Origin of the sequence: Kineococcus radiotolerans SRS30216 = ATCC BAA-149, from assembly GCF_000017305.1 — a bacterium.
In the GTDB taxonomy this organism is placed as follows: domain Bacteria; phylum Actinomycetota; class Actinomycetes; order Actinomycetales; family Kineococcaceae; genus Kineococcus; species Kineococcus radiotolerans.
The window spans coordinates 209,880-225,849 of record NC_009664.2; the positions used below are offsets into that span (position 1 = coordinate 209,880).

At 76.1% G+C, this 15,970-nt stretch carries 10 protein-coding genes; 4 read left to right on the forward strand and 6 right to left on the reverse strand.

Annotation, left to right across the window (positions count from 1 at the left end; translation table 11 throughout):
* Window positions 1-31 precede the first annotated feature (31 nt).
* From KRAD_RS23770 to KRAD_RS23775, 3 genes are all read right to left on the reverse strand, one after another.
* The gene (locus tag KRAD_RS23770) at window positions 32-1,870 is read right to left on the reverse strand and encodes a PP2C family protein-serine/threonine phosphatase (protein ID WP_011981364.1); all 1,839 of its coding nucleotides are present in this window, start codon (window positions 1,868-1,870) and stop codon (window positions 32-34) included.
* A gap of 144 nt (window positions 1,871-2,014) precedes the next feature.
* Complete coding sequence (locus KRAD_RS01020) at window positions 2,015-3,691, reverse strand: tetratricopeptide repeat-containing diguanylate cyclase (RefSeq protein ID WP_011981365.1); 1,677 nt, start codon at window positions 3,689-3,691, stop codon at window positions 2,015-2,017.
* Window positions 3,688-5,016 carry a sensor domain-containing phosphodiesterase gene (locus tag KRAD_RS23775; RefSeq protein ID WP_049821021.1) on the reverse strand — a complete coding sequence of 443 codons (1,329 nt, stop codon included), beginning with the start codon at window positions 5,014-5,016 and terminating at the stop codon, window positions 3,688-3,690. Before KRAD_RS23775 ends, KRAD_RS01020 begins: the two co-directional genes overlap by 4 nt.
* A 312-nt stretch (window positions 5,017-5,328) precedes the next feature.
* Between KRAD_RS23775 and KRAD_RS01030 the strand changes: the two genes are divergently transcribed.
* Complete coding sequence (locus KRAD_RS01030) at window positions 5,329-8,127, forward strand: SpoIIE family protein phosphatase (protein WP_011981367.1); 2,799 nt, start codon at window positions 5,329-5,331, stop codon at window positions 8,125-8,127.
* On the opposite strand, the gene KRAD_RS01035 is transcribed toward KRAD_RS01030, so the two are convergent.
* On the reverse strand, window positions 8,099-9,574 hold the full coding sequence (locus tag KRAD_RS01035; protein WP_011981368.1) for a putative bifunctional diguanylate cyclase/phosphodiesterase: 1,476 nt from the start codon (window positions 9,572-9,574) through the stop codon (window positions 8,099-8,101). The genes KRAD_RS01030 and KRAD_RS01035 overlap by 29 nt on opposite strands.
* Window positions 9,571-11,628, reverse strand: coding sequence for a PAS domain S-box protein (locus KRAD_RS23780; protein WP_157873428.1), 2,058 nt, complete (start codon window positions 11,626-11,628; stop codon window positions 9,571-9,573). Before KRAD_RS23780 ends, KRAD_RS01035 begins: the two co-directional genes overlap by 4 nt.
* 111 nt (window positions 11,629-11,739) lie before the next feature.
* Here KRAD_RS23780 and KRAD_RS01045 point away from each other — a divergent pair, with 111 nt between their 5' ends.
* The gene (locus tag KRAD_RS01045; RefSeq protein ID WP_011981370.1) at window positions 11,740-12,489 is read left to right on the forward strand and encodes a GAF and ANTAR domain-containing protein; all 750 of its coding nucleotides are present in this window, start codon (window positions 11,740-11,742) and stop codon (window positions 12,487-12,489) included.
* Between the two features lie 300 nt (window positions 12,490-12,789).
* Window positions 12,790-13,356 (forward strand): HU family DNA-binding protein, encoded by a 567-nt coding sequence (locus KRAD_RS01050; protein ID WP_011981371.1) that lies wholly within the window; start codon window positions 12,790-12,792, stop codon window positions 13,354-13,356.
* A gap of 68 nt (window positions 13,357-13,424) precedes the next feature.
* On the opposite strand, the gene KRAD_RS23785 is transcribed toward KRAD_RS01050, so the two are convergent.
* Entirely contained in the window at window positions 13,425-14,624 is a 1,200-nt protein-coding gene (locus KRAD_RS23785; protein WP_049821023.1) for an acyltransferase family protein, read from the reverse strand.
* Between the two features lie 578 nt (window positions 14,625-15,202).
* Between KRAD_RS23785 and KRAD_RS01055 the strand changes: the two genes are divergently transcribed.
* Window positions 15,203-15,550, forward strand: a complete 348-nt coding sequence (locus KRAD_RS01055) for a hypothetical protein (RefSeq protein WP_011981374.1) — start codon at window positions 15,203-15,205, stop codon at window positions 15,548-15,550.
* Window positions 15,551-15,970: the final 420 nt, after the last annotated feature.

Genomic DNA, 15,970 nt, shown 5'->3' on the forward strand with positions numbered 1-15,970 from the left:
CCGGGACCGCCGGACCGCGGCGGCCGGTTCCTCACGCCGCAGGGCGGCGGACGACCAGGGCCAGGCAGTCGTCGTCGTCGCGCGCGCAGGTCACGACGTCGGTCAGCAACCGCTCCACGAACTCCTGCACGGGCACCCGGGCCAGGCTCGCGGCGGTGCCGGCCAGCTCCCGCAGACCCGCGTCGATGTCGCGGGTGCCTTCGACGAGCCCGTCGGTGTACAGCACCAGGCTCTCCCCGGCGGCGAGCACCGCTTCGGCGACGGCGCAGCTGCCCGGCGAGGGGTACCCGATCCCCCGCCCCTCCGCGGTGATCTCGCGCGCGCCGTCGGCGCCGACGAGGATCGCCGGCGGGTGCCCGCCCCCGGCCAGGCGCAGCCGGCCGCTCGCCGGGTCCAGGACGGCGATGAGCACGGTGGCCATCAGCTCCGGGTGCGTGACCTCCAGCACCGCCGCGGCCCGGGCGACCAGCTCACCCAGCGGGCACCCGGCGACGGCGAGGGTCCGCACCGTGGTGGTCACCGCCAGCGCCTCGCCGGTGGCGGCGGTGCCCCGGCCCATCGCGTCGACCACGATGAGCAGGACCTCGCCCGAGGGCAGCCGCAGCCAGTCGTAGAGGTCCCCGCCGGCCGGCGCGCTGGCCGCCGGCTCGTAGGCCACCGCCGCCTCCAGACCCGCCACGCGCAGCGCCGGGGGCCGCACCGCGGCCGACAGCGCCGCGACGTCCTCGCGCTGAGCGCGTTCGCGCGCGGTCGAGTCGACCAAGGCGCGTTCGGCGTCCTGCGCGCGAACGGTGCTGGACAGGTCCCGCAGGGTGACGACGGCCCGTACCCGGTCGTCGCGACCCTCGCCGAGGTGACCGCCGGGCACGGGCGCGACCGTGATGGCCACCGGGGTGCAGCGGTCGCCGCGGCGGACGCTGCCGCGCCGGGTCGAGACGTGCCCCCCGGCCGCCCGCGCCGGGCCGGGCACGTAGCCGTCCACCAGCTCCTCCAGCCGACGGCCGGTCACGGGAGCGGCGTCGCGCGCTCCCCCGGGCAGGGGGTCCCGGGCCGGGGGGACCGGAGCCAGCAGCTGCAGCGCGGCCGGGTTGGCCTCCAGCACGCGGCCCTGCTCGTCCAGGGCCACGATGCCGTCAGCCACCGTGCCCACGATGAGGCGGCTGCGGGCGCCGAGCTCGCTCAGGCGGCCCCGGACCAGCTCGTCGGCTCGCCAGGAGGCGACGCCGACGGCCGCGGCGAGGGCCAGCAGCCCGCCGTGGACCAGGGCCCACCGCCACGGGTGCTCCTGCGCGGCGGGGTGGTTGAAGATGGGGTGCCCCGGCGCGGAAGCGAGCACGCCGTGGTGCAGCACGACGAAGCCGATGGCCGTCAGGAACGGCGCCCACGTCTGGTAGGCGGCGCCGGCGCCGACGGCGACGAAGAAGAGGAAGTGCGCCTCGGTCAGCCCGTGGCTGAGGTGCACCGCCACCGCCGAGGCGGTCATGAGGGCCAGCATCACCGCGGACGAGGCCGCTTCCCGCCTCCACCGCCGGCTGCCCGCGCCGGCGCCCACGTCGACGCCGCCCGCGCCGGCGTCGGCGTCGGCGCCCGGGCGGGATCCGAGGCCGATGGTGGCCAGGCTGCCCAGCAGCGCGGCCGCGGCGATGGGCAGGCAGTCCAGCAGGGCGTGCCCCACGCCCTGGGCGACGGTCGCCCACCCGAAGGTCGCCAGGCAGACCAGCCAGGTCGCGATCAGGAAGCTGCGGTGGCGCGTCATCCAGACGTCGTCGGGCAGGGGGGTGCCGTGCGGCAGCAGCCGGCCCCGCTCCCGGCGGACGTGCGTCCGGCGATCCCGTTCGTGCGCCGTCGCCTCGACGGTCGTGACGTGCACGTCTCAGCCCTCCGGGTGCGGTGGGAGTGGACCCTCCCCCACCGCCTCATCGGCAGGTCCCGCCCACACCTTGATAGCCCGGCCCGGTGAGCCCCGGTGAGCCCCGGTGCCGCCCGGCCCGGCCCGCGGACGGCGGGGCCGGGCTCAGCGGGCGACGAGGCGGTCGCGGCCCCCGCGCTTGGCCGTGTACAGGCGCCGGTCGGCGGCGGCGAGGAGCTCCGCGAGGGAGGCGCCCCCCTCGCGCGTCGAGGTCAGGCCCGCGCTGGCCGTCACGCGCAACCCCGGGGCCACCTCGTCCCAGTCGTGCTGCCGGACGGCCTGCAGCACGGCCCGCACCCGGTCCCGGGCCCCCCGGGCGTCCTGGCCGGGCAGGAGCAGGACGAACTCCTCCCCGCCGATGCGCGCCACCACGTCGCCCCCGGCGCCCGTGGCCGCGAGGAGGCGCCCGAACCGCTGCAGGACGGCGTCACCGACCTGGTGGGAGCGGGTGTCGTTGATGCGCTTGAAGTGGTCGATGTCCAGGAGGGCCAGCGAGGAGGACGCGCCGACGGCGGAGGCCGCGGACAGCACCGCCGGGGCCACCTGCTCCAGGTGGCGGCGGTTGAACAGCCCCGTGAGGTGGTCCCGTTCCGCCAGCTCCTGGAACCGGTCGCTCGCGCGACGGGCTTCGACCGTCTCGTAGACGGCGGCCAGGACGCGCGCGCGGGCGTCCTTGCGCTCGGAGAGCCGCTCCATCTCCAGGACGTGGAAGCGCCGGTACAGCTCGTACGCCGCCCGGAAGTCCCCACCGGTCGCGGCCAGCTCCGAGCGCTCCAGCACCAGGGCGGTGCGCACCTCCCCCAGGTCCCGCTGCTCGCACTGCGCCTCGGCCGCGTCCAGGCTGCGGGCGGCCTCCCGCAGCTGCCCGAGGTTGCGCTGGCAGACCGCGAGGTTGATCTGCAGGGTGGCGGTGTCGGCGGCGTCGGTGAGGCACCCGGCCTGCCCCATGGCCGCGAGGAGCGTCGCCTGCGCCGCGGACCAGTCCCCCACGCTCATGCTCACCTTGGCGACGGTGTCCCACGCGCCGGCGCTCAACGGGATGGCCAGCTCCGCGGAGGTCTGGACCAGCTCGCGCGCCAGCCGGGCCGCTTCCGCGGTGCGTCCCGCGGTCAGCTCCACGTAGGCGAGGTTGTTCAGCGTCCGCACCCGGGTGCGCGCGTCCCCGTCGGCCCGCGCGGCGGCGAGCAGCCGGGTGAACCGCTCGCGGGCCTGCTCGAAGGCCCCCAGCTGCAGCTGGGCGCCGCCCAGCGCCGTCTCGTGGTCGACGCCGACCCACGCGGGCACCCGGGGCCCCTGCGCGGGCACCGCGTCCAGGGCCGCGACGGCGGCGACGGCGTGCTCCAACGCCGACGCGGAGTCGCCGATGACCTCGTGGAAGGTGGCCAGCAGGCGGTGGGCCCGGGCCTGCACGTAGGCGTCGCCCGCCGACTCCCCCCAGGCCAGGGCCCGGCGGGCGACGAGGCCGAGCTGCGCGGTCCCACCGCGCCGGCCGTCGACGTCGGCGCCGACCAGCCGCGCCTGCCACAGCAGCCCGGCCTCGCCGGACACCTGCTCCCACGACGCCGCCCGCTGCGTCAGCGCGTCGAGCTGCGCGGCGGCGCCGTCGGCGTCCCGCCCGGCCAGGAACGCGACGTCGAACAACGCCGCCTGCAGGTCCTCGAACCCGGGCCGAGGTCCGGGGTCGGCGGTGGCCCGCGGCTGCGGCAGCCCCGGGACCGGGGGTTCGGCGGGGCGGGTGAGCGCGGTGCGCGGCAGGTCGGCGCAACGGCTCCCGCCGTTCACGGAGCCACCAGCCGCGCGCCCAGGGCCTGCGCGGTGCGGGGCGGGGAGAACAGGTAGCCCTGCGCGGTCGTGACGCCCAGGTCGGCGAGCATCCGGGCCTGCTCGGGCGTCTCCACCCCCTCGGCGACGACCCCGCACCCCAGCTGCAGCCCCAGGCCGATCAGGGAGGACGTCAGCAGGTCGTCGCGCTCCGAGCGCCCCAGCGCGGCCACGAAGCAGCGGTCGATCTTTACCACGTCGGGCTGGAAGCGCTGCAGGTAGGCGTAGCTGGCGTAACCGGTGCCGAAGTCGTCCAGGGCCAGCCGCACCCCCCTCGCCCGGATCGCCGCCAGCGCGGCGTCCACCTGCGCGCCGGTGCCGGCCAGGGACGTCTCGGTCAGCTCCAGCGTCAGCGCCTGCGCGGGCAGACCGCTGACGAGCAGCGCGTCGGTGATCACGTCGACCACGTCCGGCTCGCCGAGCTGGCGTCCGGAGAGGTTGACCGCCACGTGCAGGTCGCGCGCCCCGCCACCGGCGCCGCCGCCCGTGGGCGGGGTGTCGCGCCACAGCGCCACCTGCGTGCACGCCAGCGTCAGCACCTGCCGTCCCAGCGGGACGATCAGACCGCTGGCCTCGGCCACCGGCAGGAACGCCGCCGGGGCCAGCAGACCCCGCTGGGGGTGCTCCCAGCGCACCAGCGCCTCCACGCCCTCCCAGCGCCCGGTGGGCAGGTCCACCACCGGCTGGTAGTGCACCACCAGCTCCTGCGCGTCGATGCCGGCGCGCAGGGCGTGGCTCTCGTCCAGCACGTGGCGGGACCCCAGCCCGGCCGCGGCGTCGAGCCGGCGCAGCTCCAGCAGCTCCGCCACGCTGGTCGCCAGCGCGCTGAGGGCCTGCACGTCCGCCTCGGCGAAGTCGCGCGCCTCGCGGTCCATGACGCACAGCGCCCCCAGCGGCAGCCCGTCGCGGCCGATGATCGGGGCGCCGGCGTAGGCGCGGACCTGCTCCGGGCCGGTGACCATGGCGTTGTCGGCGAACCGCGCGTCGGTGCGGGCGTCGGGCACCACCAGCGTCCGCTCCTGCGCCACCGTCCAGGCGCAGAAGGACACGTCCCGCGACGTCTGCGGGGTCTCGTAGCCCAGGACCGCGCTCAGGTCGCGGGTGGAGGCGAACCACTGCCGGTCCTCGTCCACCAGGGAGATCGTGGCGGTGGGAGCGTCCAGCAGCCGCGCCGTCGCCGCCGCCAGGGCGTCGAGGGCCGCGTCGGCACCGGTGTCCAGCACCCGGTAGCTGCGCAACGACGCCAGCCGCTCGCCCTCGCGAGGGTGCAGAGGCGCTGCGGGCACGGTGGGCTCCTCTTCCCTCGCCCGCCGGCCGGCCACCCCGCGCGGGCTGCGCTCGGGTGGGCGGACGGGCGGTGGACGACATGCGGTCGGCTGGTGCTCGTCGGGACGTGCGGGCGCCGCGAGGCGCCTGCCTCCAAGACCTCGGTGCCGGAACGGTCACCCTCGATCGCCCACCCGGGTGGTCGCGCCGCGTCCCCGGGGCGGGGTCCGTCCCCGGGCGCCGGAGCGGGCGGGGTGATCGGGGATGATGAGGCGCCCACCCGGGGCAGCTGGCACGACGCCAGACGACCACCTGGCGTCAGGAGGGACCACGTGCCCAGCGGAGGAGACCACGTCCCCGGCCGGTCGCCCGGACCCCTGGCGGGCGGGCGACCCGACGGCGACGCCGCCGCGTCCTCCCCGGCGACCGCGGTGGAGGCCGCCGCCCGGGCGCTGCGCGCCGACCCCGCCCGGCTCGCCGCCGCCCGCCGGCTGAGCCCCGGCGGGACCACCCTGCCCGGCCTGGACCAGCTGGCCCACCTCGCCACCCAGCTCCTCGGTGCCCCCTCGGCGCAGATCTCCCTGCTCACCGACGTCGAGGCGATCGCCGGTGGGGTCGGGCCCCAGGCGGGGCGGGCCGGTGAGCAGGGGCCGCTCGGCCAGGCGCTGTGCTCGCTGACCGCCGCGTCGGGTGCTCCCCTGGCCATCGCCGACACCCGCGCCGACCCCCGCGTCGCCGACCTGGACCCGGTCTCCTCCGGGGTGGTGGGGTCCTACCTGGGCATACCGCTCGCCGCCGGCGGGGGTGACGTGGTGGGTGCGGTGTGCGTGGGTGGCCCCGACCCCCGCGCGTGGAGCGAGCAGGACGTCGCCCTGCTGGAGCAGATCGGCGCCGCCGCCGCGGCCGAGCTGGAACTGGCCGCCCTCTCCGGCGAGCACGTCGCCGACCGGGCGCTGCTGCAGCTGACGGTCGACGCCGCGCAGCTGGGCACCTTCGACCTGGACCTCGTCACCGGGCGGCTGAGCATGAACGAGCGGCTGCTGCAGCTGTCCGGGCTGACTCCGGAGACGTTCGACGGCACCCCTGAGGACGTGTACTCCCGCATCCACCCCGACGACCGCGAGGCCGCCGTCGCCGCGGTGAGGGCGGTCACCGCCGCCGGCGGGGTCTACGCCGCGGAGTACCGCATCCTCGACCCCGACGGCAGCACCCGCTGGCTCGCCGCCCGGGGCAGCACCCTGCCGGCCGGCGGCCCCGGGCCCGACGGGGCACCGGTGCGGCTGCTGGGCGTCGTCCACGACATCACCGCCGTGCGCGAGGGCGCGCAGCGCGTGGAGGAGATCCTGGACTCCATGGCCGTGGCCTACCTGGCCGTGGACGCGGGGTGGACGATCACCTACGCCAACGTCGAGGGCGAGCGGATCGCCGCCACCCCCCGCGAGGAGCTCATCGGCCGCAGCTTCTGGGAGGCCTTCCCCGCCACCGTCGGCACCGTCTTCGAGGACGGCTACCGCCGCGCCGTGACCACCGGCGAGACGGTGACCTTCGACGCCTTCTACCCCGCCCCCCTGGACGTGTGGGTGGAGGTGCGCGCCGTGCCGGGGAACGGCGGGCTGGGCCTGTACTTCCTCGACATCACCGCCCGCAAGACCGCCCAGCGGTCCGCCGAGGACGCGCGCCGGACCGCCGAGGCCGCCAACACCCGCCTGGCGCTGCTGGCCGCGACCTCGCGGCAGATGTCGGAGACCCTCGAGGCCGAGCAGGCCGTGGCGCGCCTGGCCGAGCTGGTGGTCCCCGCCCTGGGCGACTGGTGCGTCATCAGCCTCCTCGACGACGACACCCCGGCCCGGACCTCGGCCTCCGCGCGCGCCGGCACCGCGGCCGGGCGCCCCGAGCGGCTGCGGCGGGGGCTGCACGACGCCGGGTCCTGGCACCACGACGAGAGGCTGCGCCCCCTGGTGGAGGAGTACGCCGCGCACCGCCTGGAGGAGCTGACCGACGCCGCCTTCGTGTGGCGGTCGCTGCGCCAGGCCCGCCCGGTCCTCGTCCCCGACGCCACCCGCGCCATCGGCGCCGTGCTGCGCCCGGACGGGCGGGTGCGCCCCCTGCTGGCCGAGCTCGCCCCCAGCTCCGCGGCGATCCTGCCGCTGCGCGGGCGCGGGCGCACCGTCGGGCTGATGACCCTCTTCGCCGGACCGGACCGCGCGCCCCTGGACGCCGAGGGGCTGACGGTGGCCGCCGAGGTCGCCGACCGCGCCGGCCTGGCCCTGGACTCCGCCCGCCTCTACCGCCAGCAGCGCGACCTGGCCGCCGCCTTCCAGCGCTCCCTGCTGAGCGAGCCGCCGGAGCCGGACCACGGGCAGATCGTCGTGCGCTACAGCCCCGCGGCCGAGGCCGCGCAGGTCGGGGGCGACTGGTACGACGCGTTCATGCAGCCGGGCGGGGCCACGGTGCTGGTCATCGGCGACGTCGTCGGCCACGACACCGAGGCCGCCGCGGCCATGAGCCAGGTCCGCACCATCGTGCGTTCCATGGGCGCCCTCGGCGACGAGTCCCCGGCGCGCGTCCTGGCCAAGACCGACCAGGCCATGGCCAACCTCATGATCTCCACCACCGCCACCGCCATCGCCGCCCGCCTGGAGCAGAGCCTCGACGAGCGCGAGCGCGGGGTGACCCGGTTGCGCTGGTCCAACGCCGGGCACCCGCCGGCGATGGTCGTCCACCCCGACGGCAGCGTCCTGCCGCTGGTGAACCTGCACCCGGACCTGCTGCTGGGGGTGGTGCCCGGCACCGACCGCCGCGACACCGAGGTCGTCCTCGACCGCGGGTCCACCGTCCTCCTCTACACCGACGGCCTCGTGGAGCGCCGGGACCAGCCGCTGCAGGAGGGCCTGGAGGAGCTGCAGGCGGTGCTGGAGGACCTCGCCGCGCAGGACCACGACCTGGACACCCTCGTGGACCGCGTGCTGGCCCGGATGCTGCCGCCCACCCCGGAGGACGACGTGGCCGTCGTCGCGGTGCGCCTGCACCGCCAGGACCGGCCCCGCCCCGCCGAAGCCGGCCCGCAGAGGGTCCCGCCGCACGTGCCGCCGGAACCGGACGTCACGGGGCGGCGGCCCCGCCGGCGCTGAGGGCGTCGGCGGGCAGGCCCGCCCGCAGCACGTCGAGGAGGGCCGCCTCCGGGCGCGGGGGGCTGTAGAGGTAACCCTGGACGGTGTCGCAGCCGTAGCGGCGCAACGACTCCGCCTGCTGCGGGGTCTCCACCCCCTCCGCCACCACCGACAGGCCCAGCGCGGCGCCGATGCTCAGCACCGCCCGCACGACCGCGTCGCAGCTGGGGTCGCGGCCCAGACCGGCGACGAAGGTGAGGTCGATCTTCAGCAGGTCCACGGGCAGCTCGGTCAGGCGGGCCAGGCTGGAGTAGCCGGTGCCGAGGTCGTCGATGGCGATGCGCACCCCGAGTTCGCGCAGGCGCTGCAGGTCACCGAGCAGCGAGTGCGTGATCCTCGGCATCGTGGTCTCGGTGAGTTCCAGGACCAGGCGGTGCGCGGGCAGCCCGTGGCGCCGCAGCGCACCGAGCACGTCCTCGCTCAGGGACGCGGACTCCAGTTGGCGCCCGGAGACGTTGACGTGCACCGCCGGCGCGGCCGGGCCCAGGGCCGCGCCCCAGCTGGCGGCGAGCCGGCAGGACTCCTCCAGCACCCGCCGGCCCAGGGCCAGCATGAGGGGGCTGTCCTCGGCGACGTCGAGGAACTCGGCCGGGGAGAGCAGGCCGCGGGTGGGGTGCTGCCAGCGCACGAGGGTCTCCACCGCCACGGGGTGCCCGGTGGCGAGGTCGAGCACGGGCTGGCCGTGCACGACGAGCTCGTCGCGTTCCAGCGCGGTGCGCAGTTCGGGCAGGATCCGGGCGGCGCGGTGGCTGCGGACCTGGTGCTCGTCGCTGCCGTCGTCGAGGTGGACGCGGTTCTTGCCCCCGCGCTTGGCCTCGTACATGGCGCGGTCGGCGCGGGCCAGGGCCTGCTCGGCGCAGGAGCGGACGTCGCGGTCGCCGCCGGACGGGGTGGGTGCGCCGGTGGGGACGACGAGGTGGGTCCCGACGCTGACCCCCACGGCGAACGTGCCCGCCCGCACGGTGACCGGCTCGCGCAGGGAGTGCAGCAGCCGTTCGGCGACGACCTGCAGGCCCTGGCGGTCGGCGAGGTCGGGGCAGACGACGGCGAACTCGTCCCCGCCCAGACGCGCCAGGGTGTCGCCCGGGCGCAGGCACCCGCCGAAGCGGGCCGCCACCTCGCGCAGCAGCTCGTCGCCCGCGGCGTGCCCGGCGGAGTCGTTGACCGCCTTGAACCCGTCCAGGTCGCAGAACAGCACCCCCACCCCCGCCCCGCTGCGCCCGGCCGCGGCCAGGGCGTGCTCGAGGCGGTCGTGCAGCAGGGTGCGGTTGGGCAACCCCGTCAGCCCGTCGTGCAGCGCCTGGTGGCGCAGCGCCAGCTCGGCGGCCTTGCGGGCGGTGACGTCCTCGATGAGGCACAGCAGCTGCGGCCCGGAACCGGCTGCGGCGGAACCGGTGACGCCGCTCATGGCGGTGGCCGAGAGCAGACCCCACCGCACCGTGCCGTCGGTGTGGCGGAAGCGCAGTTCCAGCTCGTCGTGGGTGCGTTCACCCAGCAGCAGCGGCGCGAAGGCCAGCAGGGAGTCGGCCTGGTCGTCGGGTGGATGAGGTCGTGCACGTCGCGGGTCAGCAGCTGCGCGGCGCTGAGGCCGGTGAAGGCGCACGAGGTGGAGTTGACCTGCAGGACGCGCGCCGCGTCGTCCTCCCCGAGCCCGACGATCACCATCGCGACCGGCGCGGTGTCGAAGGCGAGGCGGAAGCGCTGCTCGGACTCGGCCAGGCGCTCCCGGTCGGCGCGCTGGCGGGTGACGTCCTCGACGTGGGTGACCGCGTAGCGGGCCTCGCCGTCCTCGCCGTGGATGACGGCGACGTCCAGCGCGACCCAGATCACCGCCCCGTCGGCCCGGACGTACCGCTTCTCCAGGTGCACGGTGGACGCCTCCCCGCTCAGCAGCCGGCGCACCTGCGCCTGGGAGGAGGGCAGGTCCTCGGGGTGGGTGACGTCGGCGAAGGTCTTGCCCAGCAGCTCCTCGCGCAGGTGGCCCAGCATCGTGCACGCGGTGGGGTTGACGTCGAGGAAGCGCCCCGCCTGCTCACCGCTCAGGGCGGTGAGCAGCACGCCGGTGGGGGCGTGGGTGAAGGCGAGGCTGAAGCGCCGTTCGGCCTCGCGCAGGGCGGCCTCCGCGCGCAGGCGCTCGGTGATGTCGCGCGCGGCGATGGAGGCGCCCACGACGGCGCCGGCGGCGTCGAGCACGGGGGAGACGGTGATCGAGACGTCGACGGCGCTGCCGTCGCGGTGGCGCCCGACCTGGTCGGCGGCGGTGGTGGAGGTGACGTCCTCCCCGGCCGCGGCCCGGACCAGCCAGCCGCCGAGGCGCTGCACGTCGTCGGCGGAGGCGACGAGGTGCAGGTCCGCGCCGACCGCGTCCTCGGCCGGGTAGCCGTACAGCTGCTCGGCCGCGGCGTTCCAGGACGTGATGCGCCCGGTCAGGTCCACGGCGACGATCGCGTCGCGGGCGCCGGCGACGATGCCGGCCAGGGAGTGCAGTTCCCGTTCCATGCGGCGGCGGTCGGTGACGTCGCGGATCGCGGCGTAGACCCGGCGCTGCTCCCCGGTCCGCACGGGGGTCAGGGTCAGCTCGATGCTCAGCGCGGCGCCGTCGCGGCGGACGGCGGGGACCTCCAGGGTGCTGCTGAGCTCGCGGGTCCCGGTGCGCAGGAACCGCTCGAAACCCCCTGTGTGGGCCGCGGCCATCGCCGGCGGCACGATCGTGTCCACCAGGCTGCGCCCCACGGCCTCCTCGGCCGTCCACCCGAACAACCGTTGCGCGGCAGCGTTCCAGGACGTGATGCGCTGGTCCTCGTCGACGGCCAGGAAGGCGTCGCTGGTCGCGGCCAGCACCAGGCGCAGTTCCGCGTCGCGGGCGCTCAGCCGCTCCGCCCGGGCGGCGTGCTCGCGGGCCTGCTCGGCGTTCCGGCGCGCCTGCTGCGCGTACTCCTCGGCCAGCCGGGCCTGGCGGCGGCGCTCGAAGAGGGCCACCACGACCCGGGCCAGCCGCTCCAGCGCGCTGAGCTGGGCCGGGGTGAGCTCCCCGGGTTCGGTGTCGAACACGCACAGGCTGCCCAGGGCGTGCCCCTGCGGGCTGATCAGCGGCGCGGAGGCGTACAGCCGCACCCGACCCAGCCGGCCGTCCACCCACGGGTTGGTGCGGTAGCGCTCGTCGAGGGCGGCGTCGGGGAGGTGCACGACCTCGCCGCCGGTGAAGTGCAGCGCGCACATCGAGTCCGCGCGGGCGGAGTCGGTGCCCTCGAAGCCGACGGTGGTGAGCTGGCACTGGCGGTGCTCGTCGATGAGGTTCAGCGTCGCGTGGGGCACCCCGGCGACCATCGCCGCGGTGTGCACGACGTCGTCCAGTTCCGCGTCCGCGGGGGCGTCCAGCACGCCGTAGGCGTGCAGCACCGCCAGCCGCTGCCGCTCGACGGACAGCCCGGGGTGTTCCTGGTCCTCGATCACGGGCGTCACGGGCTTCACCTGCGCGGTCATCGGCAGGTGAGCCCCGCGCCTTGAGCCCCCTCGCCCGAACCGTCCGGCGACCCGGTCACGTCCCCCGGCCGGATCGGTCAGGATGATCCCGTGAGCCACAGCCCCGGAGAACAGCAGCCACCCCGCGAGGCGGCGCCGGTCACCCCGGCCGGCGAGGAGCGCCTCGAGCAGCACCTGGCCCGCCTGGCCCTGGAGCTGCACGAGGAGGAGTCCCCCCAGGCGGTGATGGAGCGCATCGTGGCCGCCGCGGCCGCGCTGGTACCCGGCGCCCAGGACGCCACCATTACCCGGGTGCGCGGCAAGCACGTCACCTCCGCCGCCGCCACCGACGACCGTGGGCGCGGCCTGGACGCCCTGCAGGACCAGACCGGCCAGGGACCCTGCCTGAGCACCCTCTTCGAGCAGGACCTCACCCTCGTCGGGGACCTCAGCACCGACGAGCGCTGGCCGGAGCTGGCCGCGCGGGTAGGGGAAGTGGGTTTGCGCAGCATGCTGTGCCTGCGTCTCTACGTCGCCGGGGACAACCTCGGCGCCCTGGACCTGGTCTCCTCCACCCCCGGCGCCTTCGACGAGGAGTCGGCGGAGATCGGGCAGCTGTTCGTGAGCCACGCGGCGGTCGCGCTGGCCGCGACGGAGAAGATGAGCAACCTGCGGGTGGCCGTCGCCAGCCGCGACGTGATCGGGCAGGCCAAGGGCATCCTGATGGAGCGGTTCAAGATCACCGCTGACCAGGCGTTCGCCCTGCTCAGCCGCGTCAGCCAGGACACCAATCGCAAGCTGCGCGAGGTCGCCGACGAGCTGGCCACGACCGGGCACCTGCGGCGGCCGACGCAGCGCTGAACCCGGACCCTGCCCTGGGGGACGCCGAACCACTGACCTGCCGGGTCCGTCTCGCGGCCCCGGCGGCGTGCAGCGCGGCACCCGCACGACGACCGTTTTCCCGAAATCCAGTGCACTGCAGCAGATGTGCTGGACACTGCGATGCAGGCGGGTTGGGGCGCAACGACTCCCCACCCCACCCAACCCCACCTCCGGTGGCGCGAGGGCGATCACCAGTCGTACCGTCATCCCCAGTCGGGCTCCTGCACGGCCCCGGCGACCCGAACGACCCGGTCACACCCCACCCGCAGGAGGAACCCCGTGAACAAGACCGAGATGGTCGACGCCCTCGAAACCCGACTCGGCGGCCGCAAGGAAGCCACCGCCGCCGTCGAAGCCGTCATCGAACTCATCCAGCTCACCGTCGCCAAGGGCGACAAGATCGCCATCAGCGGCTTCGGCACCTTCGAGAAGCAGGCCCGCAACGCCCGCACCGGCCGCAACCCCCGCACCGGCGAAGCCGTCAAGATCAAGAAGACCTCCGTACCCCGCTTCCGCCCCGGCACCGCCTTCAAGGAGATCGTCTCCGACACCAAGGCCCTGCGCGCCTACCAGGGCGAGCTGAAGGCCAAGACCACCGGCACCGCACCCACCGCGAAGACCGCCACCAAGACCGCCACCAAGACGGCCACCGCGAAGACGGCCACCCCGGCCCGCACGGCGGCGACGAAGACCGCTCCGGCCAAGACCGCTCCGGCGCGCACCACCGCGACCAAGACCACCCCGGCCAAGACCACCCCGGCCAAGACCACCCCGGCCAAGACCACTGCGACCAAGACCACCGCAGCGAAGAAGACCACCACCCGCCGGACCGCCACGAAGGCCTGACCCGCGACGACCTCGTCCCGGCCGCCCGAGGCCCCCGCCCCTCCACAGTGCGGGGGCCTCGCACTGCCTCAGCGGCGCTCCCCCGGCGAGCTCGCCCGGGTGACCCAGGCGGCGTCCTTCCAGCCCAGGACCGGGTGCTCGACGAGGTTCCAGGACAGGGCGGCGACCACGGCGGTGACGGCCAGGCTGAGCAGGACGAACGGCACGGTCGTGACGGCGGTGGCCCCGGCGGCGACCAGGACCTGCGCGATCGGCCAGTGCCACACGTACACGCCGTAGGAGAGGTCCCAGCGCAGGTTGCACCGCAGCGGCGACCGCACCACCGCGTAGAGGACGACGTAGGCGAAGGCGGGCCCGGCCAGGGCGCGGTGGTCGGGCAGCAGGTACAGGCCGGCCACGACGAGGACGACGCTGACCAGGGCCAGGCTCCCGCGGACGGGGACGCGGTCAGCGAACAGGTGCGCGGCGGCACCGAGCAGGAAGACGAACGCGAAGCGCAGCATCAACTCCGAGCCCAGCGGGTTGAACCCGGCGGTGGCGGCGATGGTCAGCACCCACAGCCCGCCCAGCAGGGCCAGCACCACCCACCGCCGGCGACGGAGGACGCCGAGCACGCCGAGGACGGCGACGATCCCGTAGCAGGCGGCTTCGAAGAACAGCGTCCACAACGCCCCGTTGAGCACGTCCGGGGCGCCACCGAGACCGGGCAGTCCGGCGATGCCGAACTGGCGCATCAGCAGGGCCGCGTTGGCGCTGAGGTAGCTCAGCGCGGAGTCCGGGCCGGTGAAGACCGAGGTGGCGGAGCGGCCGGTCAGGACCGCGAGCAGGGGGGCGATGACCGCGGCGGTCAGCAGCAGGCTGAGCCAGAAACCGGGCAGGATGCGCAGCGCCCGGTGCCACAGGTAGCGGCGCAACGAGTTCAGCCGCAGGTAGCTGGCTGCCACCAGGAACCCGCTGAGGACGAAGAAACCGTCCACGGCCAGGCTGCCCAGGTCGGTGGAACCGGTGCGAGGCTGGTGGCCGAAACCCAGCAGCGTGGTGTGCACCACCGCGACGGTGGCGGCCAGGACCAGGCGCAGGACGTCGAGGGAGTTGCTGCGCGGGTCGAAGGCCGTGGCCAGCGTGGACCCGGTTCTCCTCGCGGCCGCCGGGGGCGACGAGGGCGCGGCGGCGCGCGGACGGGGGAAGAGCGGACGGGAGCGGTCGCCGGTCCCCGCCGCGGGCGGGGGCTCGGGCGGGGGGCCGGGTGCGGACGCACCGGGGGGCACGCGCCGGGAGGGGTCCGCCGGTGGCGTGGGGCGGTCGGGGGCAGGGCTCACTCGTCGCTCACTCGCCGCTCACCCGTCGCTCGCTCGTCGTTCGGTCATCGCTCGCTCGTCCTGGTCTCGTCGTGCCGGCGCGACCGCCGCCTCCGGGCGCGGAGCCTCCTCGCGCAGGAGCGCTCGGTGGCCGTCGCCGGGGGTGGCGGTGGCAGGTGCCGATGTCTCGCGCCCGGACTCTACCCTTACGTGAGGGTAGAGTCGAGGACGTACCGGGACGCGCGTGCTCGATCGGCGCAACCTCGCCGGCGCGCGCCGGGATCCGGGTCATCCGACTGCCCCGCAGGCCTTCCCGCGCGGCCACGGCCGGGCCGATCGCCCGGCGGCGGGGACACCGCGGGCTCACCGGGGGTCGCGGCGCTGCCCACCACGGAACGTGCAGAACCCCTCACCACCGGGTGACCGGCAGTGCCCGTGCCCTGCCCGATCCGCACCTCGCGGGAACCGGCCCCCGTGAACGCACCTCGTGCGGACGGGCAGCCCGCGGTTCCCTCGACCGCCCCCCTCCCCGCCGCTAGCCTGACGGCGTGGCGCGGACCCGCTCGCCGTCCCCGCCCGTCGGCGCGGTGCTCACCCTGGGCCTGGCCGGCGGCGCTGCGCTCGTGTTCGCCGTCACCGACGCGGTCGGGTTCCGGAGCGAGCGCGCGGAGTCGCTGTCCACACCCCTCTGGGTCCTCGGGTGGGCCCTGCTGGTCTGGGCGACCATCGCCGGCGGGGTCTGCGCGACGCACCTCGCGCACCGCCTCCTCTCCCCCCGACCTCCCGCGCGGGCCGAGACCCTGCTCCGGCTCCTCCTCCTGCTCACCAGCGCCGCCCTCATCACCGCGGTGGTCCGGACGCACCCCCTGTGGGGAAGCGGCTCGGGCACGGGGTAGCGGCCACCCGCGGCCACCGCGCCGCGCACGTGGCGGACGGAACCACCGCGCCCGTCCCGGTCCGGGGCCGGCCCGCCGTGGAGCTCCCGACGGGTCGGCGGACCGGTTGCGCCGCAGCGGGAGGTACAGCCTGCTGTACCCCGGGAACACCAGCTGGCGGGATGGTCGACGGGCCCCGACCACCCCTAGCTTCAGGCATCGAGCCGGCACCCCTCCCGGGGCGCCCGTCCGGCCGCACCGCACCGCGACCTCCCAGGAGCACCCCTTGCCCGCCGTGGTCAGCACGCCACCCCGCGGCGGCGTCGCCCCGCACGTGCGCCCGGCCGGCGCACCGCACCCGCTGAGCACGCCGGCCGGCGCGTGGCCGCCACCGCGGGCGCGCGGAACTCACCCGTGGGGATGACTCCCGTCGCCCGCACG

Coding starts and splice junctions, on each gene's coding strand:
- KRAD_RS01035 (WP_011981368.1), bottom strand. CDS start 9,574: ATGAGCGGCGTCACCGGTTCCGCCGCAGCCGGTTCCGGGCCGCAGCTG.